Here is a 26938-nt window from a genome sequence, read left to right on the forward strand (position 1 = left end):
CCGGGATCTCGCAGCGGAGCGCCGTCAAGATCGTCGGCGCTCCGCCGACTCGTGCACGACGCCCCGGACGCGCAGCGTGGCCGTGTCCGGAGACACGCCGGCGGCGACGAGAAAGGCGGCCGTCGCAGCCTCGCCGGTGGGATCCGTCCACACAGATGTGGCGTGTGCCTCGGCGAGGGTCAGCATCAGTGCTTCCAGTCCCAGGGCCAGGACGGGTGCGGGGACCCGGTCGTCGAAGACGCCCTCATCCTGACCACGCTTCAAAATGAACGTGGCCTCTTCCCGGGCGGGCGCCAGTGCGAGGCGCAGGGCGTCCTCGCCGAGGTGGCGGCGCCCCAACGAGATGAGCATGCGGTACTCGTCGCCCACCGCCCAGGCGGCCAGAACCATCCGTGCCATCGCCTCCACCGGATCGGCGCCGGGAGCCCTGGCCTCCGTGAACGCTTGCTCAAGTGCCTGCCCGGCTTCCTGTGTCAGGGCGGTGATCAGTTCATGCCGGCCTGGGAAGTGCCCGTAAACAGTGCGTCGCACGACGCCGGCCGCCTGAGCGATGTGGTCCAGAGTCGCGTCAGGGTTGTCCCGAAGCTCCTCCCGGGCGGTCGCGAGAATCCGTGCGCGATTCGAGCGTGCGATGCTGCGCCTCGGTGTGTGACTCGGAGGATCGGTCAGCTGCATGGTTGTGCCCTCTCCGCCATGCGGGTCGCCGCGTCGTAGACCAGTCGCGCATGCAGCTCGAACAACGCCACCAGGTCGACGGTGTCACCGGTGATCTCCCGGTGTGTGAACAGGCCGTCGGCGCCGGCGATGGCGTAGGTGGTCAGCGTCTCGGAGGCGTCGTCGTCCAGGTCGGGGAAGAGAGTCCTGACCACATCGACGGTTCTCCGGTGGGCGATCTCGCGGACCTGCAGGAACACGGTTCGGCCGCGAGGCTCGGTGGGACGGCGTTCGAGGGCGAGCATGAGGCCGAGGCGCAGGAAATCCGGTGAGTCGGCGAGCGCCTTCGCCACGTTCGTGGCCATGGCGGTGACCCGCTCCAGTGGTGTCCCGGTCTCCTCTCCAGGCAGTGCGACGGCCGCGAGCCAGCTCTCGAAGCCGCGTTCGATCACTGCCGCGATCAGGTCGTCCTTGTCCCTGAAGTGCCAGTAGATCGAGCTCGCGGGTAGTCCGCACTTGGCGCTCACGGCCGCGATGGACGTGCCGTCGTAGCCGCGCTCACCCGCGATCTCCACCGCGGCATCGAGAATGCGACGACGGGACTCCGCGCCGTTGGCGCGTTGCTTGCGGTCCGTATTCCCCCTGGTCATAGCTGTGTATCTCCCGTTCGTGCAGACGGTGGGCCGACCGCGGATCGCCGCTGGGGTGACGCCGGCGCCTGCCGGTCCGGCGGGCGCTTCGTTCAGCCGACCATCGTGTCGACAAGATCGAAATCCGGCAGGCCGAGCGAGCAGATCCGCTCGGCCTCCTCGGCGGGCATGCCGAACTGGAGCAGCAGGCCGAGGGCGACCCGATCCGCGGACTTGCCGTCGTCCCGGTCCGGTTGCGCGTGCAGCAGTGCGCCCAGCGCCAGCGCGGCGCCCGCCGTCATCGCCAGCGCGAGGTCCAGGTCCTCCACCTCGAATCGTCCGGCGTCCACCGCGGCACGGATGTCGTTGAGGGCGCGTGGAGCCAGGCCCCGGTTGGAGTGGGCCAGCTCAAGCCCGTGATTGAGGAGGACCTTGCTCAGCTCCTGGTGGCGGCGGTGCAGGCGGCCCGTCATGCGGAAGCTCTGCGCGTACGAGACCGCGGGATCGTCGACATCGGCCGTGAGACGGTCCATGAGGGAACCCCACCACTCCAGTGCCTCCTCGACCGCGACGCGGAAGAGCTCCTCCTTGCTGTCGAAGTGGTTGTAGAAGGAACCGACTCCTATGTCGGCGAGTTCGGTGATCTCCAGGATGGGGACGTCGGTCCGTCCCTCGGCCAGCATGCGCTGGGCCGCGCACACCAGTGCCTGTCGTGTCCGTGCCCGGCGCCGGTCGATGCGCCGGGGTGCGCTCTTCTCGGCCACGGTCTTGTCGGCCATCGAGTCCTCCATCCCACCCGTACGTGCTCTGTCTGCACTCTAGCCGCTGAGACTTGTTTCTTGAATATTTCTTCAGTTCTATTGACTGACGTCAGCTTCGTTAGTGAATATTTCTTCAGGAGGTGGTGACCATGGCTGTTCACCCCAGCGCCGGAGCCGGTACGCACGACGGCCATCACGGCACGCACAATGACCTGCACTCCGAGCGGGGCGCCCTGGCCGGGGAGCATCCGGGCCGGGCGGCGAACCCGGTGATCAAGGTTCACGACATCGCGTGGCTGGAGTTCTTCAAGCCCGACCTGGACCGAGCCGAGGCCTTCGGCCGGGCGTTCGGCTTCGTCACGTCATACCGTGACGGGCGCGAACTGCATCTGCGGGGGACACAGGCGGGGGCCCCGTGTGTGATTATCCGCAAGGGGCGCAGGTCGCGGTTCCTCGGCCCGGCCTTCCGCGCCGCCGACACCCGCGATCTGCTGCGGCTCGGCGACACCCTCGGTACCCGGGTGCAGGCCCTGCCCGAGACGCTGGGCGGTTCTGTCGTGGATCTGCTCGACCCCAACGGACTACGGGTCCGGGTCGTCGCCGACACGGATGAGCTCCCCGCCCTCTCGGCGCAGGAGCCGCTGCGCTTCAACTTCGGCGGCGAACTCGACCGGATCAACGGCATCCAGCGGCCGCCCCGCGAGCCGGCGGGCGTCAGGCGCCTGGGGCATGTGGTTCTGCAGTCGACGACCTACATGGGGACGCTGAACTGGTACCTGGAGCACCTCGGCCTCATCGTCAGTGACTTCCTCTATTACGAGGGGCAGCGCGAACGAGGCCCGACCATGAGCTTCGTCCGCTGCGACCGGGGCGGCACCCTGACCGACCACCACACCCTGGCCCTGACCCTGGGGCCGTCCAACCGCTACGTCCACTCGGCCTACGAGGTGACCGACCTCGACGCACTGGCGGCCGGCGGCCAGTACCTGCTCGATCAGGGGTACTTCCGCTCCTGGGGCATCGGCCGGCACAACCAGGGCAGCCAGATCTTCGACTACTGGCGCGACCCCGACGGCTTCCTCGTCGAGCACTTCACCGACGGTGACATGTTCGACAGCACCCTGGAGCCCGGCTGGGCGCCGATGACGGCATCCCGCCTGGCGCAGTGGGGCCCTCCCGCCACCAAGGACTTCCTGGGCATCAGCCCCGGCCGGGAGTCCCTGCGCGAGCTGCGCTCGATGGTGACCGCTCTCCGTGAAGACAACGAGTTCGACCTGTCGCGCCTGCGCGGCCTGCTGAAAGTGGCTACCTCATGAGCATTTCCGTCCTGCGTACCAATGACGCATGGTGGGTGCGTACGCCCACCGGCGCGGCGAAGATCGAAACGAGTGCCGCCACCACCGGAGAGCTCCTCGCCGACCGTGCGGCGATCGCCAGGGCCGCGGCGAGCGAGGGGACGGTCCCTGTCGAGCGCCTCGGTCTCATCTCGCCCGTCACCGCGCCGTGCCGGGTCGTCGCTCAGATGACCAACTTCCGGTCGCACATCGCGGACGCCGGCATGAACCCCGACACCGTGCCGCTGACGTTCTTCCGCAAGACGTCGGGCTCGATCTCCGGACCGTTCGACGACGTCGTCAAGCCGACCCACGTCCAGTTCCTCGACTACGAGGTCGAGATCGGTATCGTCTTCGGCCGGTCGATGCCGGTCGACACGAGGATCATGGCGGAGAACATCGCGGACTACGTCGCGGGCCTGGTGGTCACGAACGACGTCAGCGCCCGCGACGTGCAGCTGCCCAAGACCCAGTTCTTCGAGGCCAAGTCCTATCCGACGTTCACCCCCGTCGGACCTGAACTCGTCCTTCTCGACGCCGACGAGCTCAAGCGGTTCACCGACCTCAGGCTTCGTCTCAAAGTCAACGGGGAGGTCCGTCAGGACGCGCTGGTCGCCGGGGACATGGTGTTCCAGCCGCTTGAGGCACTGCGGGCTCTCACCCGCTTCCAGCGCCTCGACGCAGGCGATCTGCTCCTCACCGGTACGCCCATCGGGACCGCACTCAGCGCTCCGCCGAAGGTGGTGCAGTTCATCGCCTCGCTCCTGCCCGCTCACCTGAAGTGGAAGGCCTTCTTCAAGCGCCAGGCCGGCAACACGCTCTACCTCCATGACGGTGACGTCATCGAGGCCGGAGTCGCCACTGACGATGGCGCCATCGACCTCGGAACCCAGCACACCGTCGTTCGGTTCACCTGAGCGGCAGCACCGAAGGAAACACCATGTCGACGACTGCACACACCGCACAGACCGCCCAGGGCGACCCGAAACCGCTGCGCCTGTCCCTGAGGGTCTGGGGCTGCTACATGATGACCGTCGGGGCACTGCTCTTCCTGGTGCCGAACCAGCTCATCGGTCTGTTCGGCTTCCCCGACATCGAGGACAACTGGATCCGTGTCTTCGGAGCCCTGATCCTCAACCTCGGCCTCGTCTACTTCCCGATGGCCCGTGACCTGCCCGCGGCCTTCGTGCGCTGGTGCATCTACTCGCGCTACCTCTTCTTCTGCTTCGCCACCGTCATCGTGATCGCGGACTGGCTGCCGGCCGGACTGCTGGTCTTCGGCGCCTGGGACGCGCTCAACGCGACGTGGGCCTGGTACGGCTACCGGAAGGCATCACTGTGACCGAGCTCTGGCCCGACCGGTACGACCGCCCCGAGGACCTGGCCGCGATCGAAGCGGTGGCTCTGGCCGCCCGGGGCGTGCCCGCCACGACGTACGACGTGCTGAGCCGCGCCGCCGGCCTTTGGCCGGAGCGCACGGCCCTCGCCGTGTTGCCCGAGGCCGCCCGCTGGCGCGAGCCCGTCACGGTGACGTTCGCCGAGCTCCACGCCCAGGTCAACCGTGTCGCGAACCTCTTCTACGGCCTGGGAGTCCGGCGCGAGGACGCCGTCGCGCTCCTGTCCCCCAACTGCCAGGAGCTGATCGTCGCGACGCTGGCGGCCCAAGCCGCCGGTGTCGCGGCCCCCGTCAACGGCGCGCTCAACCCGGCCCACGTGCGGGAGCTGCTGCGGCTCTCGGGCGCCCGGGTTCTGGTGGCCGCCGGCCCCGAACTCGACGAGGCGCTGTGGGCGGCGGCCCTTGAGCTGGCGCGCGGCGGAGCGGTGCGTGCCCTGCTTGCCCTGCGGCCCACCGGAGCGGACGGCGCGGCACCGCCCCTGCCGTCCGTCGAGGGTGTCGTGGTCGGCTACGTGTCCGAAGCAGCGGCGCCGTTCCCCGGCGAGGAGTTCCTCGGGACAGCCCCCACCGCCGACGACATCGCGGCCGTCTTCCACACCGGTGGTACCACCGGACTGCCGAAACTCGCGGCGCACACCCACACCAACGAGGTCAGCGACGCCTGGATGATCGGCGCCAACACCGCGGCGGACGAGGACTCGGTCGTCTTCGCCGCGTTGCCGCTGTTCCACGTCAACGCCCTCGTCGTCACACTCCTCTCACCGCTGCTGAAAGGACAGCAGGTGGTGTGGGCGGGCCCGCTGGGCTACCGCGACATCTCGCTGTTCAAGGACTTCTGGCGCATCGTCGAGCACTACCGCGTCGCCACGATGAGCGCCGTGCCGACCGTCTACGCGGCCCTGGCCACCTGTCCGGTCGACGGAGCCGACATCAGCTCGATGCGCTTCGCGGTCGTCGGCGCCTCCGCGCTCCCGGAGGGCGTACGGAACAGCTTCGAGGCGGCGACCGGGATCCCGCTCCTCGAAGGGTACGGACTGACCGAGGCGACGTGCGCCAGCGTCCGCGGCTTCCTGGACGTGCGACGGCCCGGCTCGGTCGGGCAGCGGATGCCGTACCAGCACATCAAGATCGTCGACGTCGACGCCGTGTCGGGGTTCCTGCCCGCCGAGCTTCCGGCCGGCGAGGTGGGCACGGTCCTCATCAGTGGCCCCACCGTCTTTCCCGGCTACGTCCATGGCCGTGACGAGCATGGTTACCACATCGACAGCCTGGGAAAGGTCGTCGACGGCTGGCTCGACACCGGCGACCTGGGCTACCTCGACAAGGAGGGCTTTCTCCACCTCACCGGGCGGGCGAAGGACCTCATCATCCGCGGGGGCCACAACATGGATCCCCGGGTGATCGAGGACGCCCTGCTCACGCACCCCGCGGTTACCGGAGCACAGGCGGTGGGCCAGCCGGACCGTCGGGCGGGTGAGGTGCCGGTGGCGTACGTGACCGTCGCCGACCGCGGTGTCACGGAGGACGAGCTCCGCGCCTGGGCCGCCGCACACGTCAGCGAGGCGGCAGCCGCTCCCAAGGCGGTCCGCGTCCTGGACACCCTGCCCCTCACCGCCGTGGGCAAGCCGTACAAGCTTCCGCTCCGCGCCGATGCCACACGCCGTGTGCTGGCCGACGCCCTGCGGGACATCAACGACGTCGAGCAGGTCATCGCCGAGGCCGAATCCGGTTCGGTGACGGCCACGGTGACGCTGCGCGCCTCGGCGTCGGCCCTCACCACAGCCGAAGTGGAACGCAGGGTGGCCGATTACACCGTGCCCTGCCGCATCGTCACACAGCAGCCAGGAGACGCCTGACATGTCACTCACCATCCTCACCCTCGTCCTGGCCGTCTGGTTCGGACTGCTGGGCGCCACAAAGGTCGTGGCCATCCCTGCGATGGCCGAGCGAGCGGCTCATGTCGGGTTCAGCGTCGGCGCCTACCGGGTCATCGGTCTGCTCGAACTCATGGGTGTGATCGGCCTGTTCGTCGGATGGGCGGTCACTGGTGTCGGCGTCGCCGCCGCAGCGGGGTTTCTGCTGCTGCTCGCCGGTGCGGCTGTGGCGCACCTGCGTGCCGGGGACCGACTGCTCGGCGTGGCGCCGGCGGTTGTCTCGGCTGCCCTGGTGGCGGGCTACCTGGTCGTCCTCGTTTAGATCATCGTCGTAGAAGACAGTCGTACACCGTCGTACGAGAAATGGGCCGCAAGATGAGCAAGCAGGCACCCCCGAAACGGGGGCAGGCACCCGAAGCCGAGACGGTCGAGAGAACGTCGGTGCTGGTGGTCGGTGCGGGACCGGTCGGCCTGACGCTGGCCATGGAACTCGAACAGCACGGCGTGGAGGCCCTGCTCGTGGAGAGGAACCTCTCCACGACTCGGCACCCGAAGATGGACGTCACCAACGGGCGCAGCATGGAGCTGTACCGGCGGCTCGGAGTCGCCGACGAGCTCCGCAAGATCGCCATCCCGGCCGATCAGCCCACCAGTGTGACGTGGGCGACGAGCGCGGTGGGGTGGAAGCTCGCCTCCTTCGACTATCCCAGTGTCGATGAGATGCGCGAGACGATCCGCGAGCGCAACGACGGCACCCTCCCGCTGGAACCGTGGATGCGGGTATCCCAGGTCATCCTGGAGCCGGCGCTGAGGGACGTGCTGGAGGCCCGCGCGAAACATGTCAGGGTGCAGTACGGCTGGGGGCTGGAGAGCTTCGAGCAGGACGCCGAAGGGGTCACCGCCCACCTGGTGTCCGCGGACGGCAGCCGTCGGCGTACGGTCCGGGCGCAGTATCTCGCCGGATGCGACGGCGCCGGCAGCCGCACCCGCAGACAGCTCGGCATCGGCCTGGACGAGACCGATCTGCGCCGCATGCTCATCAAGGAACTCGGACTTCCGCGCACCGCGGCGATGCTGGCCCGCTCCTTCAGAGCGACGGGGGAGCGGCCGATGGACGGCCGCATCTACCTCGTGCATTTCACGACGCCCGAACCCGAGATCTTCCGGCGATTCGGAAACGTCTGGCATCTCCAGTCTCCGGAGGGCTGGACGGTGATCTCCCAGAACGACGGTGACACCTTTACCCTGCACGCCCCGCTCGGCGTGGGCATCGACGCCGACCGCATCGACCCCCGCGAGTTCGTCTACGAACGCATCGGGCGCCGCTTCGAGATGAACGTCCTGGTGGCCAACGCCTGGACACCGCGCCTCACCGTGGCCGACGCGTACGGCAGCGGCCGGGTATGGCTCGCCGGCGACGCCGTGCACCAGGTGCCCCCCACCGGGGGCTACGGAATGAACACCGGTGTCGGCGACGCGATCGGGCTCGGCTGGGCACTTGCCGCAGTGCTCCAGGGCTGGGGCGCCCCCGGTCTGCTGCGCGCCTACGAACACGAGCGGCGAGGGGTGGCGCTGCGCAACCGCACAGCCGCCGCCCGGCACAGTGCCATACGGGGAGCGGTCAAGGCCGCGTACCGGACCGACGTCCACAGCGAACGCTGGGTCGGGGCCCGTGCCCGCAGGCGGCTCGGGCGGGAGATCAGCGACCTGGGGAACCTGGAGAACGAGGCCCTCGGCATCGAACTCGGCTATCGCTACGACACCTCACCCGTCATGTGTCATGAGACCGCAAGCCGGCCCCCGCGCCAGACGATGGACGAGTACACCCCCAGCACCTGGCCGGGGGCCCGCCCACCGAGCGTTCTCCTCCAGGACGGACGGGCTCTGTTCGACCTCTTCCATCACCGTGGATTCACCCTGCTGCGGTTCGCCGACCAAGACGTCACCGCGCTCACCGCCGCCGCCGCCGAGCGGGGCGTGCCGCTGGAGGTCGTCGACGTGCGCGACGCACACGCGCGTGCGCTGTACGAGCGCGACCTCGTTCTCATCCGCCCTGACCAGCACGTCGCCTGGCGTGGAGACACCGCTCCGCTGGAGCCAGTGCGCGTCATGGACCGGATCCGGGGCGCCCACAACTGAGCCGCTCCGAGTAAAGCCACCCCGGACAGGGGGTGAGTGGGCGCCGGTGTATTGAGGGTGCGCCGGCGCCCACGGTTTCGGTCCATTTCGGCGTACGTGACTCATCGCCGAATAGATGATGCATCAACTTATGTGTGCGATGGGTGGTGCGTCATCCGTGATTCTCCATGGAGAGGTAGAACTGTCATGAGCGACAAGAAGATCATCGCGGTCGCGGGAGCGACAGGCGCGCAGGGCGGCGGTGTCGTGCGAGCGATTCTCGCTGATTCCCGCGCCGGGTTCGCCGTTCGCGCGCTCACCCGGAATCCGGACTCGCCCGCCGCCAGGGAACTCGCCCGGTTCGGGGCCGAGGTCGTGCGGGCGGACTTCCATGACGAGCCGACCGTGCACAGCGCGCTCAAGGGCGCCTACGGCGCCTTCCTCGTCACCAACTTCTGGGCGCACGGCTCAGCAGCCAAGGAATCGGAGGAGATCGACGTCCTGGTCCGGGCCGCCGACGGCGCGGGACTGCGGCACGTCGTCTGGTCGACGCTGGAGGACACCCGTGCATTCCTGCCGATCGACGATGACCGGATGCCTGTCCTGCAGGGCAAGTACAACGTGCCCCACTTCGATGCGAAGGGTGAGGGGGACGAACTGTTCAGGAAGGCCCACGTACCCACCACCTTCCTGAGGACCACCTACTTCTTCCAAGGCTTCCTGCAGGGCCTCGGCCCAGTGCGCGCCGAGGACGGCGTGCTGACGCTGTCGCTGCCCCTTGAAGACGGGAAACTTCTCGCCGGTGTGGACGTGGCGGACATCGGTCGGACGGCCTACGCCATCCTGAAGGCCGGAGAACGGTACATCGGCAAGACGGTGAGTCTGGCTGGCGACCACCTGACCGGTGCGCAGTACGCGGAGAAGATGTCGGCTGCGCTCGGCGAGCCGGTGCGCTTCCAGCCTGTGCCGTACGACGTCTTCCGTGCCCTAGGCATCCCGGCAGGCGAAGAGATCGGCAACATGTTCCAGTTCTACGGCGACTTCGATCAGCAGTTCACCGGTGCCCGGGACCTGGATCAGTTGCGACAACTCAACCCTGAACTCAAGAACTTCGAGGCCTGGCTGGCCGGGAACGCCAGGAATCTCCTGGTGGGTTGAACGGGGGCGCCCTTCCGGTTGAGCGGCCACCAGCCCAGGGGGCTGTAGGTCCATGCGGAGTCTTGCACTCAACATTCGGGAAGGCGGCATCCATTGACTACGTCGGCGAACAGGTCGTAACCGGCGTGGTGATGTAGAGGAGAGTCGGGCCGGAGCGATTGCCAGCGAGCCGACCGGACCTTCGTGCGTCGGCTCCTGTCTCTGCAGTGCGCCCGTGCCCGGCTGGGGCGTGGGCGACGTACCTCTGGCGTGCTGTCAGCGTGGCTTGCCCGGCATGGATTTCACTCGCGCGCGGCAAAGGGCTGCATCAGGACGGGTTTGAAGTGTCTCGCCTTGTCAGAGTGCAGAAAACTGTCCATCCCCCTCAGGTATTCCAGAACACTGATGTTCTATGCGTTACATAGTTGACGCGAATTGAACACTGCTGTGCAATATGTCGCATCGCTCGGGACCGGGATGCGGTCCCTTGATCGCGCCCATGGCGCGAGGGCACTCACGACGCATTCCCGCTCACGATCGTCGGCGCTCGATATCCCAAGGAGGAGCAACATGCCTGATGCCCCCGAAACCGTCGTGACCCAGGACCACGTCCCTGCCGAGCTTCCGGATGTTGTGGCGCGGCGTGGTCCGACGCGCCCGCGATCGGGCAGAGCGGCACGCGGCGTGCGGTGGTGCGGCGCAGCGGCCCTTCTGCTCGGTGCCATGTTCGTCAACCCCACGCCAGCCGCGGCGGACGACGCTCCCCGCTTCCACAACGACGCGTGTCACGACCTCCTGGCGTTCGTTCCCGTCGCGGCGGAGCGTGCGCGCCCGTACCTGCCGTCGCACTTCGAGCTGCTTGAGCCCGCGCCTGGGACGGCTCTGGCGATCGTGCGCTCGGCGCGATGCGAGCGGAAGGGGCCGGACGGGCAGACGGCGCCGACCGTCGAGGGCAACATGGCGTTGGCCATCGAGGATCCCGACGGCGGCCCCGCGGACCTGCCCGGGCTCGGTCTTGGGGACCCTCAGTCGATCGACCAGTACATGCTCTTCTGGGCACAGGACAACGAGGTCGCGGTCAACTGGCTCGGCATGACCCCCGGCGACGGAGCCGGACCGCTGACCGATGTCCTCTACACCCGGAACATGACCTGGTCGTTCAATCCTCTCCTCGGTCTCCTCGACCCGTCGTTCCGCTTCGAGGCCCGCTCGCCCGTCCTGTCGCCTTTCAGGATGCGGGCCGTGGCACAGAACATCCAGCCGGCGGGAACGAACCTGATCGGCACGGACATCTGGCTCGAGGACAAGCACGGCACCGTCAAAGTCGAGGCCACCTTCGAGGGCCTCCGGCCGGGAGCGGCCGTCGGGCGTATCGACGCCGCCCCCGGCAGCCAGATGGCCTCGATCCTCGGTTCGACGAGCGTTGCCGCGGCGATGGGTGAGTTCCATTGGACGGACAGCACCTATACGCGGCACAGCTGCGGCTGGCGCAAGACGGACGATCCGGTGCGCGAATGGACGGCCGACTGCGTAGCCCAGTAGCAGCCTGAACAGCGACAACACCTCTGCCGAGCAGGAGGACAGGGGAGTCACCACGCGGTGTTGGACAAGGACTCCAACACCGCGTGCCTGATCCACCGTTGACCGGAGGGGGCTGCTCAGCGGGAGTAGTCGTAGAAGCCGCGACCGGCCTTTCTGCCCAGAAGGCCCGCGTCCACCATCCGCAGCAGCAGCGCGGGCGGGGAGTGAAGAGGTTCCTTGAACTCCTCGTACATCGAGTCTGCGATGGCCTTGAGAGTGTCGAGGCCGACCAGGTCTGCCAGGCGCAGCGGGCCCATGGGGTGGGCGCATCCCATGATCATCCCGTCGTCGATGTCGTCAGCGGACGCGAAGCCGGATTCGAGCATGCGGATGGCTGAGAGCAGGTAGGGCACAAGCAGGGCGTTGACCACGAAGCCCGCCCGGTCCTGGGAACCGATGACCTGCTTGCCGAGCACGTCGGTGACGAAGTGCTCGATGCGTTCGCGTGTCCGATCGCTTGTCAGAAGAGAAGGCACCAGTTCCACGAGGCCCAGCACCGGGACCGGGTTGAAGAAGTGGACGCCGACGACCTGCTTCGGTCGCTCGGTTGCCATCCCCAACTTCATGATCGGTATGGACGACGTGTTGGAAGCGAGAATCGCGTCGCGGCGTGTAACAACTGCGTCGAGAACGGCGAATACCTCCGTCTTGACTCGTTCGTCCTCCGCCACTGCTTCGATCACCAGGTCGCGGTCGGCCAGGTCCGCCAGATCCGTGGTGAAGCAGATCTGCTTGAGCGCTTGGTCGCGCTCCACCTCGTCGAGCTTGCCGCTGCGCAGGCCCCGGTCCAGGGAGGTGGCGATGCGCCGACGACCGGATTCGGCCGCTGCCTGTCCGGTCTCGGTGACCAGCACATCCAGGCCCGCGCGGGCGCAGACCTCGGCGATGCCGCTCCCCATGAGGCCGGCGCCGACGACGCCCACGCGGCGGATGTCGTCGACCGTGGCGTCGACAGTGGGAGACATGGCCGGAGAGCCGGCCGTCGATGCAGCCATGACTGATTGCCTTCCTGGGGGTCGATGAGACGGCGAGGCCGAGCCCGGTTCCGGGCGCGTGCGCCGACCCGGGCGCCCGGAACCGGAGAGTGGGCCGTCTGCGGGGCCGCGGCCTGCAGAGCCGATGTTGATGAGTATCAACTTTAAATTGATGCTAGTCAACATCTAGTACGGCGAGGCACGCCTAGACTCGGCCTCTATGACCAACTCGACGCCGCGGATCGGCCGACCCCCTGCCGACCTGGCCCCGGCCACGCTCGACGAGATCCTGGGCGCGGCCCTGCAGATGTTCGCGGACAAGGGGTACGACGGGGCGTCGGTCGCCGCACTGAACCGGCAACTGGGCGTGAGTCACAATCTGATCCACCAGCGCTTCGGCTCCAAGGAGAAACTCTGGTTCGCAGCCGTCGACCGGGCGTTCGGGGCCATCGCGGCCGAGTTGCGCTCAGAGCTGGAAGACACTTCTGGCGGGCCCTGGGAACAGTTCCGCCGCGTCATCGTGCGCTTCGTGCGGGTCAACGCCCGCCGGCCCGAGGTCCTGCGCCTGCTGACCGTCGAGGGGGTCGCGGAGACTCCCCGACTCCAGTATCTCTACGAGCGTCATGTGGATCCGCTGCTCGCTGCCACGACAGCTCCGATGCGCCGCCTGATGGACGAGGGTGCCATTGCTCCTGTTTCCCTGCGCACCTTGTACTTCCTCATCGCCCACGGGGCCAGCGCCCCTTACGGCCTGATCGGATTGGCTCGCCGCATCGGCCCCGGAGATCCCCAGGACCCTCAGGCTGTGACCGACCATGCGAACCTCGTCGCCGACCTGATCCTCGACGGCTTGCGCAACCGCTGATCGGGCTTCTGTCGACCAGCGGGGCTGGTCTCCCCCGCATCGAGTCGTGTCCATCGTGAAGGACTGCAGGTCAAGTGGACTGGTATGTGGCGGGTTGCGGTGTCTCGCCCACCCCTGATCTTGCCGCGGTGCGGGATCAGCAGCACCGCATGCCCCGCGGCCAACGCGTCCAGCTCGCTCCGGCGCCGACAGATCGTATGGAGACCCTCCTGCCAGGCACAGCAGCCCCTCAGAACCGACCCAACCAACCGGTCAGACGATCTTCACCATGGACACCGGCCGCCGACCTGCATGAGCGCACTGCAACCCGCGCACTTGACCTGCAGGCTTTCACCACACACGCGACTCGCTGAACGCAATTGTTCAACCGGACCTGAGAATGTTCCGTGAGAGCCCTTCTTGATCTGTTTGGGTAACGTCGTGCAGCGTGGCGACGGAACCAAGGAAGAGGATGCCGGTGAATGCGACGCGGAAGCGGATCAACGCCGCGGCGATGAGGCTCTTCGCCGAGCGGGGGACTACGGAACTGACCGTGAGCGAGCTGGCCACCGCGGCCGGTGTCGCCCGAGGGACGCTGTATCGCAACGTCGAATCCGTCGAGCAGCTCTTCGACCACGTCAGCGCCCAGCTCGCCCGCGACATCCACGACGCCAACGCCCGCGCCATGACGGCTCACGGCCAGACCGATCCGCCACTGAGACTGGCCACGGCCATTCGCATGCTTGTACGCCAGGCGCACTACGACGCCGCGATGGGTAGATTCCTCATCCGGTTCGGCCTGACCGACGAGTCGCTGCGCGAGGTACTGAGCGGTGCGCCGATGCATGACATCGAGGCAGGGATCGAGGCCGGCCGCTACCCCTTTGCCTCAGGCTTGAAGCTGAGCATCGCCTCGCTGATGACGGGCACTGTCGTCAGCGCGATGTGGATGGTCCTGGAGGGACACCAGGGCTGGCGGGAGGCCGGCGCCGGCGCTGCCGAACTCGTCCTGTGCGCCCTGGGCGTGCCACATGAGGAAGCCCGGGCAATCGCCGAGGCTCAGCTGCCCGAACTGCCCGCGCTCTGAGTGGTCCGTCTTGTCGGGCCCGCCGCTTCTTGTCCGGCCCGGTCACAGGCTGAGCGTCCCGCAGCGGACCCGACCAGACGGTGGCGAAACCAGGTGCCTGATGGCCCTGCGACCGGCACTCCGAAGTCGGCGGGACTGCCAGCCATGCGCATCCGGCGACGAGGCGTAACGTCGTCAGGGTGGACTTCACAGCGGACAGTCTTGTGTCGCATGCCGCGAGTGAGCTCAGATCGCACATCATCGGTCTGATCCACGACGTGGAGCTGACGCTCCGGCGCGGGGTGCCCGAACTCTGGGACGCCCCGGAGGTTGCCCGCATGACCTCGGACGCCGTCGCCGACCATATAGACGCTGTATTGGCCGGCCTCGAACGGGGTGTCGGGCCGGCTGGCATCGAGCCACCGGACATGGACCTCGGGCGCACACGTCTCCTGGCCCGCCACGGAGCGCCGGTGAGCGTGCTGCTCCGGGCCTTCCGGCTGGGAGAAGGCGTCGTACTCGACGGACTGCTACGCCAGATGCCCGGGTTCACAACCGACGCTGAGCTGATCAGCGCGGCGATGCGCGAGGCGCTCGCGATGATGACCAGCTACGTCGAATGCACGGCAGCGCAAGGTGTCGTCGCGTACCAGGAGGAACACGAGCGCCGAGTGCGCCGTCGACTGGCGGCGGTGAGCGACGCCAGCATGCGCATCGGCACCACCCTCGACATCACTCGAACGGCTCAGGAACTAGCGAACCTCGCTACTGAGGACTTCTCGGACCTCATCACCGTCGACCTGCTGGACTCAGCGCTCCCCGAAGGTGATGTGCCGGTGCCGGATGCGGTCGTGCTGCGCCGGGTCGCTGAGCGGTCAGTGGTCGACCGCGACCCGAATCTGACGTCTGTGCCGCAGGAGACGTTCACCTACGAGGAGGGATCGCCTCAGGCGAGTGCCCTGGCCACCGGCCAATCCGCTCGCCATCACCTCGACGCTGGTCCACCGCTGCACGAGGCCGTCGGCTGCAGCACCGCCATGCATCCCGTCCATTCGATGCTGATCGTCCCTCTGTGCGCGCGGGGATCCATCCTGGGCGTCGCGCAGTTCTCGCGTCACTGCAATCCCGATCCCTTCGACGAGGACGACCTCCTGCTCGCCCATGAGGTCGTAGCCAGGGCCGCCGTGGCCGTGGACAACGCCAGCCGCTACACGAGTGCGCGAGCCACGTCACTTGCCCTGCAGCGGAGTCTGCTGCCACAGCAGGCGCCAGAGCAGTCCGCCGTAGAAGTCGCCTGTCGCTATCTGCCGGCCGAGGCGCGGGTCGGGGTGGGCGGCGACTGGTTCGACGTCATCCCGCTCTCCGGAGCACGCGTCGCGCTGGTCGTCGGAGATGTGGTCGGCCACGGGATCCACGCCGCCGCCACCATGGGCCGACTCCGAACGGCGGTGCGTACGTTGGCCGACATCGACCTGCCGCCCGACGAACTGATCACACACCTGGACGACGTCGTGCTCCGTCTCGCGGCCGACGCATCCATGAGCTTCGGCGAAGAAGCTGCCGGGGACATCGGTGCCACCTGCCTGTACGCGGTGTACGACCCGGTCTCGAGGAGCTGTTCCATGGCGCGCGCGGGGCATGTGCAGCCTGCGATGGTCAGTCGGGACGGCACCGTCGAGATCCTCGACCTGCCACCGGGCCCTCCGTTGGGGCTGGGGGGCCTGCCGTTCGAGGCGATGGAACTCGACGTGCCCGAAGAGAGTCTTCTGGCCCTCTACACCGATGGACTGATCGAGGCCCGCGATCGTGATGTCGACGAGGGGCTCAGGCTGTTGCGCAACACGCTGGCCCAGCCCAACGCCTCGCTTGAAGCCACGTGCGACATGCTGCTCGATGCGCTGCTGCCTGTCGGCCCGGGCGACGATGTAGCCCTTCTTCTGGCCCGTACCCACGCGCTGGGTGGCGATCAGGTCGCCACCTGGGATCTGGACCCCGACCCCTCAGTGGTGTCGTGGGCTCGCTCACGCGTGTCTGGGCAGCTCACCGTTTGGGGGAGGGAGGAACTCGACTTCACCGCCGCGTTGGTGGTCAGCGAACTGGTCACCAATGCGATCCGCTACGGTCGACCCCCCATCCGGTTGCGCCTGATCCATGACGGCACGCTCACCTGTGAAGTCTCCGACGCCGGCAGCACCACCCCGCATCTGCGCCGGGCCCGAGTCTTCGATGAGGGTGGTCGCGGACTCCTCCTCGTTGCCCAGTTCGCCCAGCGGTGGGGCACGCGGCACGCCCGAGAGGGCAAAACCGTCTGGGCCGAGCTGAACGAGACGTCCGGCTTCTCGGCGTGGAATTTTGCCGAGCTCCTGGATCCGGACGTCGAGACGACCCAGCGCTGAGGTGTCCCGCCTCCAGGCGCATCTAGTTGATGCATCAACAAGCCTGGCTTAAGGTGTCCTGCTGTATCCGGTTCTCGATGCGCCTTGGGTTCATGCCGTCGAGTTCTGGCCCGGCTCCGGAGGCGCGGTGCGACCTGTCCTGCCCTGACTGTGACGGCCGCGTCTCCGGTCCCTACGCCGTGATCCGGCATTGCTCAGGGTGAGGGGCATCGTACAGACGGTTGACATATCAACCCGCTATCGGTGATGCTCCTACTGCTCACTCGGCCCTGCACCCACGGCAGCTCAAGCGTAGGCACGCTGTAGGGGGAGGGCTTGTTTCGGCCTGCGGATCTGTACCCAGGCCTGTGTCCGCATTCACCGCCGCACCCGATGCACCACACAATGCGCCGGGTGACGGCGGATGCGAATGGCTCGTCCCTTACCCGAAGACGAACTGCGCGTATGCGGGCGCGCTCCGTATGTGCCCGTCCCCGCACTGCTCAGAGGCTTCCGTGCATCCTTCTGTCAAGCCGGTACCTTCCGGTCCCCAACCGGCATCCCACAGCCCGCGTGATGTTCCGCTGCCGCCAGGCGCTGAAAATCTCCGAGAAGCCATGCGCCGTGTTCAGCGCACGTTGCTCCTGGTCAACGTGGTTCCTCTCGTCGTCGGCAGTCTGCTCTCCTCGTTCACCGACATTCCAGCGATCTTCCTGTATCGCCGTCTTACCCTGGGCATGGTGTGGGGACTCCTGCAGATATGCCTCTTTGTCATCACCGCTTGGCTGTTCGAGCTGCGTTCCCAACGGTTGTGTGATCCCGTCGAGGTGTCCCTGAACTCCGAGCTCTCGCAGGTGAAGTGGTGACACTCGACTTCCTGAGCGCGGGCGTACTCGACCAGGTCGGGTCGGATGCCAGGCGACCGGTGATCATGGCCTTCATGGTCTTCGTCGGTGCGACTCTCCTGTGGCTCCTCATGCTTGCAGCGGTGGAGGAGGACACTCCGGAAAAGCTCTTCGTCGCCAACCGCGCGCTGTCTCCGGTGTTCAACGGGTTCGCTATGGCGGGCGAGCACATTTCGGTTCTAACCCTGTTGGGAGCTTCCGGGGTTGTTGCTCTTTTCGGCTATGACGGAGTCACCTTTGCCGTCGATGGCTTGCTGACACTCGGCGTGATGCTGATCCTGGCCCAAAGGATACGCAATAGCGGTCGCTATACTCTCGGTGACATTTTCACCCTGCGTGCATCAGGGGTGCGACCTCGGATTGCCGCAAACTTGGTGACGTTGGTCATCACGATTCCGGTGCTCTTGGTCCAGCTGCGAGCCGCCGGTGTCAGCGTCGCCTTCCTGATAGGGCTGCCGAGCGCTGAGGCCCAGGTGCTCTGTACGGTGCTGATGGGAGGTCTCGTCACCTGTCTCGCCGTGGTCGGTGGCCTCCGGGGTACGAGCTTCATTCACGTGGTGAAAGTGCCCGTCACCTTGGCGGCCCTTGCGGCGGTAGTGTTCCTGACTCTTGGCGAGTTCTCCTGGGATCCCGGACGCTTCCTTTCCGCTGCGATCGAGCGGAGTGTCGCACCGGACGATTATCTTGCCCCCGGGCTCTGGCCGTACAGCGAGGCCTTCGGACCGTTCAACACCCTCGGCAACCACATAGTCGTGATTCTCGGGGCGGCCGTGCTGCCTCAGATGATCCTGCGTGTCAACGCCTCGCAGACCGGACGCGCGGCGAGACGTTCCATGAGCGTCGCTGTAGGACTCGTCGGTGCCTTCGTCACATTGCTGATCGCTGCCGGGTTTGCGGCTTCCGCCGTGGTAGGGGGTAAGAGCCTCTATGCGGTCGACGTCTCCGGGCAGTCTTCCTTCATTTCGTTGGCTGCCGGTGTGCTCGATGACGGTTCGGCGGCGCGTGTTGCCCTCATCACCGTCGTGGCCTGTGTCGTGTTCCTCGCTGTCCTCACCACAGTGGCCAGTGCGACCTTCGCTGCCGCTGTCTCGCTGACGCATGACGCTTCTGCGCGAGGGGACACGCGACAAAAGGGAGAACATTTCGGGACTCGCGGAAGGGAAGTGCGCAGAGTGCGCCGGACAGCTGTGTTCGTGGGTATCTCGGGTCTTTCTTTGTCGGCCGTTACTCATCGGTACCCGATGGAGTTCCTGGCCACTTTTTCACTGAGTGTTGCCGCGTCATGTATTTTCCCGGCACTGATCTACTCGTTCTTCTGGCGTCGTTTCAATCAGCGAGGGATGTTGTGGTCGGTATACGGCGGCCTCGCAATCTGTCTCATTCTCACAGCTTTCTCGCCAACTATTTCCGGCACCGCCTTCGCGTTGTGGCCGGACGTACATTTCGATTGGTACCCGCTTCAGAGTCCGGGAATTGTTTCCGTGCCAGCGGCGTTTGTCCTCGGTTGGCTCGGTAGTGTCACGTCACCGGAAAATCCAGAACGTGACTTCCGGAACATCGAATACAAGAGCCTGACAGGCAAGGAACTGACCCCATGAGGAACGGGCAGATGTTCCGGCGCTGAACCGGCGTTGTCTCGTTGGCTGCAGGTGCGCTTACGAAGTGCTACCTGGATGCGCCCGGCCAGACGTCTTCGACAGGGAAGCGGGGCGAACACGGGCGCTCGCCCCGCCCTGATCATGCTGGTGGCGTCACGCACATGGGCAGTCGGAAGTACAACGGGGGCAGTGTTCGTGGTCGGAAGTGTCCTTGTGGGCCGTGTCCGGTTCGACGATCTTTCGCACATTCCCTGTGCGTGTTGCGCGGACTGCCCAGACGAACGCGTAGACAACAGCGAGCCCCGCGAGAAGCCGGGTGGTGTCGGGCATGCCGATGGTCGTGGCCAAAGGCGCCACCGCGAGAGAGGACACACCTTGGAAAGCGGACGAGAGGCCGAAGACGAGGACCATCACACGGCCGCGTATGTGGTCGGGTGTCGCGAGCTGGAGGCCGTTGACAGCGAGGATCGCGCACGCGCCCACTCCGATGTGGCCGACCAGTGCTGCGGCCATGCCGGGGCCAAGGGCGGTGACCTGGGCCAAGGCAAGATAGCCGACCCCGAAGAGGGCGAGGCCGGCTCCGGCTGCGCGCAGTCTCCGACGCATCGACCCGGCGGCGAGCCGCCGGCCGAGAAAGGGACCGAGTACGGCGCCGAACCCCTGTGCCAGATACAGGGCCCCAACACCGGCGTCGCCGACATGAAAGCGGTCGAGCGCGTACACAGGTAACAGACCAACCATGCCGTAGCAGAGGCGTAGCCCCACAGTCAGCCACAGAAATGCGGATACCACGGGGGTGGACCGCACAAAGGTCCAGAGTTCGGCCGTATTCGCCCGCATCCGGATCCGACGAGTCGTGACCGCCTTGGAGAGCGGCTGTCTGATCCTCGCGATGAGGAGCGCGGAGACCGCGAAGGACACACCGTCGATGACGAGAGTCGCCGAGGCACCCCATGCCGCTGAGACCACGCCGCCCAGGCCGGCTCCCACCAACAGGCCCGCCGAGTACAGGCTTCCGAGGGCCGTTTGTGCCAGTGGCAGTTCGCCGGAGGTGGCGAGATTCGGCAGTGCGGCCTCGGGGATGGGGCCCGCAACGGCGGCGGCGACGGACAGCCCTGCAAGGCAGCCAAGGGCCAGTGGAACGGACTGGGTGTGAAAGGCGACCAGCAGGCCGGCGACTGGAATGATCGCGCCCAGGTCACACACGATGCGCAGGCTTTGCCGGTCGAACCTGTCGGTGAGCGGGCCGATCAGCGGCAGCAGTACGACCCCGGGTAGCGAGTTGACGGCGAACAACAGTGCTGTCCAGCCTGCCGAGCCCGTATGGCGATAGATGAAGGTGCTGAGGGCGACGAAAGTGAACCAGTCACCGATCAGACTGAGGGCGGAAGCGCAGAAGAGGCGTCGGAAGTCGCCGTTGTCGCGCAGGAGCGCGACGAGACTTGTGTGAGGGCGCCGTCGGGTGAAGAGCACCAGTGACTCCAGCAGTGTGACGTCCCGGACGATGACCGGGACGAACGACGGAATGACGTCGTGAAGGTCCGTGGCCGGCGGACGACGACGGACCGATTGCTGGTCAGTCACAGAGGTGATGCATGACAGGCATCGTACGGGTGATGCCGCCGTGCTTGGCCGGAGACGGCCAGAATGCTGTCAAATGCGCTTCGGGGGCAAGGAGGGCTGCCGGTACTGGCCTGGCGAATCGAAGCGGACATGACCGCCGCCGCAGCCTGACTGTTGATGAAGGGCTTTGAGGCGCGAGGCTGAATGTTCTACGGCCGCCGATCGAGGCGGATGACTCGTCAACCGCTTTACACTTTGGCCTCATGAACGAAGCGGCAGTGCCATGGTTGACGCCGGATGAGCAGCGCGCGTGGCGGAGCTTCGTCCGGCTGAACGAGAGGCTCGAGGGTCGGCTTGCGCGCCGGCTGCAGACGGAGTCGAAGCTGTCGGCCGCGGACTATGCCGTGCTGGTCAATCTCACGGATGTGGGGGATGGGCGGCAGCGCTATCAGGATCTGGCGCGTGAATTGGAGTGGGAGAAGAGCCGGATGTCCCACCACATCGCCCGGATGGCCGGACGGGGGCTGGTGGTGCGGGAGGACTGCCCGGACGATGGACGTGGGGCTTACGTGGTGATCACTGCTGCAGGGCGGGCCGCGATCGAGACTGCGGCACCGCGACATGTCACGGCGGTGCGCGAGCTGTTCCTCGACCACGTCACGCCCGCCGAGCTGCGGTTGCTGGCAGAGATGTCGGAGAGAATCGTCCAGAGGATGGACGAGGACCCGCGTTGATCCGGTCGATTCCGGGAGTGTAAGTAGGGCTGTCCAGGTCACGGAGACTCGTGGCCTAGAGGTCGATGGGCGGCGTGTGGTTCTTCAGGGACTGTGGCGGAGTCAGTCGACTGGGGCCATCCAGTGGGGCGATGGCGTCCATGAGTAGGTCCAGGTAGCGGCGCCAGCCGTCCGACCCGGGTTCGAAGGACGGGAAGGTCCCCACCAGCATCAGCACGATCCGAGGTACGTCGTCGGCGACGAGGTCCGCTCGAACCACTCCGCTGAGCTGACCGCGCTCGATCATCTGACTCGCCGGTTCGAAGAATCGCTGCGCGACGTCCAGGGTCATCGCGCCGATATTGGAGGCGGCGGCGAGCGTACCGCGTTCCTCCGCGGCAGCGGACACCCCTGCCTCAAGAGCGAGCCGGATGGCCCTGCGCGTGTCCGGCTCGTGCCGTATCGCTTCCAGCACAGGGTTCAGCCGGGCGCTGAGGCGCTGCTCCAGAACGGACTTGACCAGATCCTCGCGGCGCGGGAAGCGGCGGTAGACGGTGGCGATCCCAACGCCCGCCTCGGCGGCGATCTCGTCCATGGGTACGTCGTAGCCGCCCCGGTCGAACACGGCGTGCGCCGCGTCGATGATGCGTTGGACGTTTCTGGCCGCGTCGGCTCGCAGGGGCCGGATCTGAGTGGACACGCCTCACTCTATCAAGCGATATGCCTCTATCATTTTGACCTCATCTAACTGATAGCATCCACTCAGTTATTGGCTTGTGTGCAGGTGGGACGTGTCATCGCACCGCTGCGGTCGTGTCCACAACCGTGCTCTGCTCCTTCACGGCCTCACGCGTTCGGCCCGCACCCGGCTGCTTCTTCCACGAACACCAAGGGGTTGATGAGATGTCGCACCGCCTGTCACGACGTCGGCTACTGAAGACCGGACTCGGAGCCGGTCTGGCCGGCAGCCTGGGGCTGGCGTACCCGTACTTCTCGCAGGCGTCGGACAGCGCGGATCCGCGCACCTTCCCGTCCCCTTACCTGGAGCCCTACGTCGACGAGCTGCCCGTGCCGCCGGTGGTCCGCGGCGACCGCACCCTGGCGGTCGCCGGCGCGCGTCACCGGTTCCACCGGGACCTCAACCCCGCACCCACGTGGGGTTACGGCGGTCAGGCGTATCTTGGCCCGACCGTCGACGCACATGCCCATGAATCCCTGGAGCTGACGTTCGAGAACCAGTTGGGCATGCACCTGTTCGCGAAGGACATCGACACCTCACTGCACGGCGCCACCGAGGCAGCCCGCACCATGCCGCCGGTATCGGTGCACCTGCATGGGGCCGTGGCGCCGCCGGACATGGACGGGCATCCCGAGGACGTCTTCGTGCCCGGCGGCTCGCGTCGCTATCGCTATGACAACCCCCAGGAGGCTGCCCACCTTTGGTACCACGATCACGCGGAGGGACTCACCCGCCTCAACGTGTTCGGCGGGCTCGCCGGGATGTACCTGCTGCGGGACGGCTTCGACACCGGCGGGGTGGACAACGCCTGGGGGTTGCCGAGCGGTGAGTTCGAGATGCCGCTGGTCCTTCAGGACCGTCGGTTCCATGAGGACGGTTCGCTCAACTTCCGCACCCTGACCAGCATCCCCGAGGGCAAGTGGGACCCGGGGCAGATCGGCGACCTCATGACGGTGAACGGGGTCGTCTCCCCGTATTACCGCGTCGCCAAGGGCCTGTACCGGTTCCGGGTGGTCAACGGTTCGAACTACCGCAGCTACCACTTGTTCTTCAGCAACCGCATGGCGTTCTGGGTGGTCGGCAACGACGGCGGCGTGCTCGACACCTCGGTGCTCACCACGTCCGTGCGGCTCACTCCTGGCGAACGCATCGACCTGGTTGTCGACTTCTCCCGGCTGTCCATGGGGGAGCGGGTCGAGCTCACCAACGACCAGGAGGAAGTGCCGATCATCAAGCTCGTCAGCGGCGCCGAACCCCTCCCGCATCTCGTACAGTTCATCGGTACCGGCGTCACCGGGCACACGGCGACCCCGCCGGCCCGTCTGCGTGGCGGAGCCGGACGTCCGCCTCTGCTGCCGCGCCCGGAGACTCCCGTCCGGACGCGTGTCGTCGCACTGACCCAGGACGGTGACCTGAAGCGCTGGCCGCCGGTGGGCATGTCGCTGAACAACCTGTCCTTCACCGACGAGGACATCGAGATGCCCCGGCAGGGCACCACGGAGCTGTGGGAGATCGTCAACGCCACGGTGGAGGAACACCCGGTGCACCTGCACTTGGTGAACATGCGGATTTTGAACCGCCAGGAGTTCAGGCTGGGTGCTTACCTGCTGGCCAATCCGCGACCGCCGAAGGGCACGCGGTGGGCGCCCTCACCCGCACGGTTCCTCAAGGGTGAGCCGGAGCCGCCCGCGGCGTGGGAGGCCGGGGCGAAGGACACCGTTGCCTGCCCGGAGGGCATGGTGACGCGCGTGCTGGTCCGGTTCCCCTCGGCGGACGAGCTCGGCTTCGACCCGGATGCAACATGGGAGGCCGCAGGGGGCGGACACTCGATGGAGGGGATGGAGGCGGACCAGCAGAGCCATACGTTGCAGGGCTATGTGTGGCACTGCCACATCCTCGATCACGAGGACGACTGCATGATGGCGCGTTATCGCCTGGTTGAATCCTGACCTTGGGTTTCGTACCGCGAGAGCGGCCACACGACGCCTTTCGCCGTCGCCGACTCGCGGCACCTTCCGGGTGCGGGACACTCCGGCAGGGGCCGACGAGGCCTCTTTGGCGCGCCTCCGAGCCCTGTGTCTTGCCGGCGTAAGGGCCGCTGCCAGGTTCAGCGGTCCTGGCTGAAGGGGTGGCTGAAACCCTGGGCGGAGATGAGCGCGGCAGCCTCCGTGAGATCCGTGGCGAAGCGTTCGACGGCCTCGTAGGAGAAGCGATTGCTGGGCCCGCTCACGGAGAGAGAAGCAATGACCCTGCCTGAGCGGTTGGTCACCGGGACGGCGACGGCAGTCAGCCCCTCGTCGAACTCGCTGCTGCTGACGGCATAGCCGCGGTCCGCCGCCTCCTGCGCCCAGCTGAGTAGCTGTGGCGCGTATGTCTCGCCATGGGGGGAGGCGGCGGCAATGCGGCGTGCCTGCGTTTCGGAGGCGTCGCGAAGAAGAATCTTGGAGGATGCGCCGGCCCACAGTGGCTGTTCGTCGCCGACGTCGACGACGTGACGCAGCGGGAGCGGGCTCTCCTCGTGTGCGACACAGACGCGGCGCACGTCACGGGCGACGAAGACGTTGACCGTTTCCCCCGACCTGTCTGCGAGGTCGCGCATGACCTTGCGGGTTTCTTGCGGCACTTCCCACTGGCTGCGGGCGAGGTAGGCCCAGCGCCACAGGCCGGGGCCGACGGTGTAACCCAGCGGGTGGGATGACAGCAGGCCGGTCTCCTCAAGGGTCTGGACCAGGCGTAGTGCGGTCGTCTTGGCCAGTCCGGTGGTGTCGGTGATCTGGCGCAGAGTGATGACAGGACGGTCCTCGCTCAGCAGACCCAGAATGTCCACAGCGCGCCGTACGCTGCGCACGCCCGTGCCGTTCGGTTCCTTGACCGCCTCGGCCGCTGTGTCCCTGTCATCCACGTAGGTCCCTCCCCGCACTGGTCATCGATGGACGGCCCCTGGTGCGGGGCGCGCTCAGCCATGACGGTAGTCCACCAGGCGGACCTCTGGAACCGTAAAGACTGAGAAATCTTGTCGTAACCCTTGAAGCCGGAAACGGCGAACCGTATGTTTCCGCTACTTGGTCCAATCGTTCCGCTGAGTGGACCGCACCTTTGGGTCGCCGCCCCATACCGTCGGCGATGGCCCGGTTTGCCGGTACGGCCGCTCCACACCCGCCGAGCGCCCGCCTTTGCCGGTATCCGTCCCCACCGTAGCCATTCGTGTCCCGAACCTCATTTGCCGCGCCCCGCTCGTGCGGCTCGGTCGGGCGCGAGAGGCGCAGCCTCCAAGGGAGTATCTGATGAGCAAGGAGCGACAGCAGGTCGCGGCCGCCGGGTCCACGAACCCCGGTGTGGCGAGAAGGGCGGCGATCGCGAGCTTCATGGGAGCGGTTGTCGACTGGTACGACTTCTTCCTCTACGGCATCGTCGCCGGCCTTCTGTTCGGCGATCTCTTTTTCCCCGACGCCTCGCCGGCCGTCGGGACGCTGGCCGCGTGGGCCACGTTCGGGGTTGGATTTCTCTTCCGGCCGCTGGGCGGGATCGTCTTCGGTCACTTCGGAGACCGGCTGGGCCGCAAACGGATGCTGGTCCTCACCATGTTGATCATGGGTGTGGCCAGCACGTTGATAGGCGTACTGCCGACCTATGCGCAGGCCGGGGTCTGGGCCCCCGTGCTGCTGGTCGTGCTGCGGGCCGCTCAGGGCTTCGCGGTCGGCGGAGAGTGGGGCGGTGCCGCGCTGATGGCGGTGGAAAACGCACCCGCCAAGTGGCGCTCCCTCTTCAGCAGCGGCGTCCAGGTGGGTGCCTCGGTCGGTCTGCTCCTCGCCACACTCGTTACCAAGATCATGTCGGGTGCCACCACCGACGCGGCCTTCCGCTCCTGGGGCTGGCGCGTTCCCTTCCTGGTCAGCGCGGTCCTGGTGATCGTCGGCCTGGTCGTGCGGGCCAAGGTCGAGGAGTCCGAGGTCTTCACCAAGAAGGTCGCTTCGATGAGTGAGGAGACCAAGCCCCGCGTCCCCCTGATCGCCGCAGTGAAGTCGAACCCCAAAGGCTTCTTCGCCATCATCGGGCTGCGTTTCGTGGAACTGTTCACCTTCTACGGGGTGACAACCTTCGGCCTCGCCTACGGCACGGACGAACTGGGCCTGAACCGCGACAGCTTGCTCAACGTCAACCTGGCTGTGGGCGGCCTCGCCGTCCTGACCATCCCGGCTTTCGCCTACCTCGCCGACCGTTTCGGCCGTCGCAAGGTGTACTGCTGGGGTGCTCTGGCGGGTGTGGTGAGTGCGGTGCCGTACTTCCGGGCCATGGAGTCGGGTTCGCTGGTACTGATCGTCGCCTGTGCCGTGCTGCTGGTGAACGTCGCCCACGACATGGCGGTCTCCGTTCAGCAGTCCCTGTTCACCGACATGTTCGGTCCCGAGTACCGCTACAGCGGCGCCGGCGTCGGCTACCAGCTGGCGAGCGCGGTCGGTGGTGGATTCACACCGTTCATCGCCAGCTCGTTGGTGATCTGGGCCGACGGCAGTTGGAGCCTGGTCGCTGCCTACATCGCTCTTGGCTGCGCCGTCTCCTTCCTCGTCGCGCTGCGGATGCGCGGCGACGACGCCGCGGCAGGCTCCCTGTCGCGTGCCACCGCAAGGGAAGGTGCGACCGCCTGAGTTCTGCGCTCCGGTCCAGGTGCCGCCGACA

General features: G+C 66.9%; 23 protein-coding genes. 16 read left to right on the top strand and 7 right to left on the bottom strand.

The window, feature by feature from the left end; genetic code table 11:
• Window positions 1-24: 24 nt before the first annotated feature.
• The 3 genes from ACIRF9_RS19410 to ACIRF9_RS19420 form a co-directional block, all read right to left on the bottom strand.
• Window positions 25-675 carry a TetR/AcrR family transcriptional regulator gene (locus tag ACIRF9_RS19410; RefSeq protein ID WP_403823263.1) on the bottom strand — a complete coding sequence of 217 codons (651 nt, stop codon included), beginning with the start codon at window positions 673-675 and terminating at the stop codon, window positions 25-27.
• Window positions 666-1304: a TetR/AcrR family transcriptional regulator gene (locus ACIRF9_RS19415; protein WP_403823266.1), complete on the bottom strand. Its 639-nt coding sequence runs from the start codon at window positions 1302-1304 to the stop codon at window positions 666-668. Before ACIRF9_RS19415 ends, ACIRF9_RS19410 begins: the two co-directional genes overlap by 10 nt.
• 92 nt (window positions 1305-1396) lie before the next feature.
• Window positions 1397-2062, bottom strand: a complete 666-nt coding sequence (locus ACIRF9_RS19420; protein ID WP_403823270.1) for a TetR/AcrR family transcriptional regulator — start codon at window positions 2060-2062, stop codon at window positions 1397-1399.
• A gap of 131 nt (window positions 2063-2193) precedes the next feature.
• On the opposite strand from ACIRF9_RS19420, the gene ACIRF9_RS19425 reads away from it, so the two are divergent.
• The 8 genes from ACIRF9_RS19425 to ACIRF9_RS19460 all read left to right on the top strand — a co-directional run bounded on the left by ACIRF9_RS19425 (window position 2194) and on the right by ACIRF9_RS19460 (window position 11445).
• The gene (locus ACIRF9_RS19425) at window positions 2194-3360 is read left to right on the top strand and encodes a VOC family protein (RefSeq protein WP_242761990.1); all 1167 of its coding nucleotides are present in this window, start codon (window positions 2194-2196) and stop codon (window positions 3358-3360) included.
• Complete coding sequence (locus ACIRF9_RS19430) at window positions 3357-4295, top strand: fumarylacetoacetate hydrolase family protein (RefSeq protein WP_403823273.1); 939 nt, start codon at window positions 3357-3359, stop codon at window positions 4293-4295. The genes ACIRF9_RS19425 and ACIRF9_RS19430 overlap by 4 nt, the downstream gene beginning before the upstream one ends.
• A 23-nt stretch (window positions 4296-4318) precedes the next feature.
• Window positions 4319-4720: a hypothetical protein gene (locus ACIRF9_RS19435; protein WP_242761979.1), complete on the top strand. Its 402-nt coding sequence runs from the start codon at window positions 4319-4321 to the stop codon at window positions 4718-4720.
• On the top strand, window positions 4717-6630 hold the full coding sequence (locus tag ACIRF9_RS19440; protein WP_403823276.1) for an acyl-CoA synthetase: 1914 nt from the start codon (window positions 4717-4719) through the stop codon (window positions 6628-6630). Before ACIRF9_RS19435 ends, ACIRF9_RS19440 begins: the two co-directional genes overlap by 4 nt.
• 1 nt (window position 6631) lies before the next feature.
• Window positions 6632-6970 carry a DoxX family protein gene (locus ACIRF9_RS19445; RefSeq protein WP_403823279.1) on the top strand — a complete coding sequence of 113 codons (339 nt, stop codon included), beginning with the start codon at window positions 6632-6634 and terminating at the stop codon, window positions 6968-6970.
• 53 nt (window positions 6971-7023) lie between these two features.
• Window positions 7024-8787, top strand: a complete 1764-nt coding sequence (locus tag ACIRF9_RS19450) for an FAD-dependent monooxygenase (protein WP_403823282.1) — start codon at window positions 7024-7026, stop codon at window positions 8785-8787.
• A 186-nt stretch (window positions 8788-8973) separates the two neighbouring features.
• The gene (locus tag ACIRF9_RS19455; protein ID WP_403823284.1) at window positions 8974-9924 is read left to right on the top strand and encodes an NmrA/HSCARG family protein; all 951 of its coding nucleotides are present in this window, start codon (window positions 8974-8976) and stop codon (window positions 9922-9924) included.
• A gap of 549 nt (window positions 9925-10473) precedes the next feature.
• Window positions 10474-11445: a hypothetical protein gene (locus ACIRF9_RS19460; RefSeq protein WP_403823287.1), complete on the top strand. Its 972-nt coding sequence runs from the start codon at window positions 10474-10476 to the stop codon at window positions 11443-11445.
• Between the two features lie 116 nt (window positions 11446-11561).
• Here the strand turns inward: ACIRF9_RS19460 and ACIRF9_RS19465 are convergent, their stop codons facing one another.
• Window positions 11562-12479 (bottom strand): 3-hydroxybutyryl-CoA dehydrogenase, encoded by a 918-nt coding sequence (locus tag ACIRF9_RS19465; protein WP_403823290.1) that lies wholly within the window; start codon window positions 12477-12479, stop codon window positions 11562-11564.
• A 199-nt stretch (window positions 12480-12678) separates the two neighbouring features.
• Between ACIRF9_RS19465 and ACIRF9_RS19470 the strand changes: the two genes are divergently transcribed.
• The 5 genes from ACIRF9_RS19470 to ACIRF9_RS19490 all read left to right on the top strand — a co-directional run bounded on the left by ACIRF9_RS19470 (window position 12679) and on the right by ACIRF9_RS19490 (window position 19246).
• Window positions 12679-13323, top strand: coding sequence for a TetR/AcrR family transcriptional regulator (locus tag ACIRF9_RS19470; RefSeq protein WP_403823293.1), 645 nt, complete (start codon window positions 12679-12681; stop codon window positions 13321-13323).
• Window positions 13324-13774: 451 nt separating this feature from the next.
• Window positions 13775-14389, top strand: coding sequence for a TetR/AcrR family transcriptional regulator (locus tag ACIRF9_RS19475; RefSeq protein WP_242761964.1), 615 nt, complete (start codon window positions 13775-13777; stop codon window positions 14387-14389).
• A 179-nt stretch (window positions 14390-14568) separates the two neighbouring features.
• Window positions 14569-16764, top strand: coding sequence for a SpoIIE family protein phosphatase (locus tag ACIRF9_RS19480; protein ID WP_403823296.1), 2196 nt, complete (start codon window positions 14569-14571; stop codon window positions 16762-16764).
• Window positions 16765-17360: 596 nt separating this feature from the next.
• The gene (locus ACIRF9_RS19485; RefSeq protein WP_403823299.1) at window positions 17361-17609 is read left to right on the top strand and encodes a hypothetical protein; all 249 of its coding nucleotides are present in this window, start codon (window positions 17361-17363) and stop codon (window positions 17607-17609) included.
• Complete coding sequence (locus ACIRF9_RS19490) at window positions 17606-19246, top strand: transporter (protein WP_403823303.1); 1641 nt, start codon at window positions 17606-17608, stop codon at window positions 19244-19246. Before ACIRF9_RS19485 ends, ACIRF9_RS19490 begins: the two co-directional genes overlap by 4 nt.
• Before the next feature lie 153 nt (window positions 19247-19399).
• Here ACIRF9_RS19490 and ACIRF9_RS19495 read toward each other — a convergent pair whose 3' ends face one another.
• Entirely contained in the window at window positions 19400-20830 is a 1431-nt protein-coding gene (locus ACIRF9_RS19495; RefSeq protein WP_403823306.1) for an MFS transporter, read from the bottom strand.
• Window positions 20831-21072: 242 nt separating this feature from the next.
• Between ACIRF9_RS19495 and ACIRF9_RS19500 the strand changes: the two genes are divergently transcribed.
• Window positions 21073-21543 (top strand): MarR family winged helix-turn-helix transcriptional regulator, encoded by a 471-nt coding sequence (locus ACIRF9_RS19500; protein WP_403823309.1) that lies wholly within the window; start codon window positions 21073-21075, stop codon window positions 21541-21543.
• A 55-nt stretch (window positions 21544-21598) separates the two neighbouring features.
• On the opposite strand, the gene ACIRF9_RS19505 is transcribed toward ACIRF9_RS19500, so the two are convergent.
• Window positions 21599-22222, bottom strand: a complete 624-nt coding sequence (locus ACIRF9_RS19505) for a TetR/AcrR family transcriptional regulator (RefSeq protein WP_403823312.1) — start codon at window positions 22220-22222, stop codon at window positions 21599-21601.
• A 203-nt stretch (window positions 22223-22425) separates the two neighbouring features.
• On the opposite strand from ACIRF9_RS19505, the gene ACIRF9_RS19510 reads away from it, so the two are divergent.
• Complete coding sequence (locus ACIRF9_RS19510; protein ID WP_403823315.1) at window positions 22426-24210, top strand: multicopper oxidase family protein; 1785 nt, start codon at window positions 22426-22428, stop codon at window positions 24208-24210.
• 158 nt (window positions 24211-24368) lie between these two features.
• Here the strand turns inward: ACIRF9_RS19510 and ACIRF9_RS19515 are convergent, their stop codons facing one another.
• Window positions 24369-25163: an IclR family transcriptional regulator gene (locus ACIRF9_RS19515; RefSeq protein ID WP_242761947.1), complete on the bottom strand. Its 795-nt coding sequence runs from the start codon at window positions 25161-25163 to the stop codon at window positions 24369-24371.
• Window positions 25164-25545: 382 nt separating this feature from the next.
• Between ACIRF9_RS19515 and shiA the strand changes: the two genes are divergently transcribed.
• On the top strand, window positions 25546-26907 hold the full coding sequence (gene shiA, locus ACIRF9_RS19520; protein WP_403823319.1) for a shikimate transporter: 1362 nt from the start codon (window positions 25546-25548) through the stop codon (window positions 26905-26907).
• The last annotated feature ends 31 nt before the right edge of the window (window positions 26908-26938 follow it).

The sequence above is a fragment of the Streptomyces sp. NPDC096132 genome (genome assembly GCF_044763345.1).
Classification (GTDB): Bacteria; Actinomycetota; Actinomycetes; order Streptomycetales; family Streptomycetaceae; genus Streptomyces.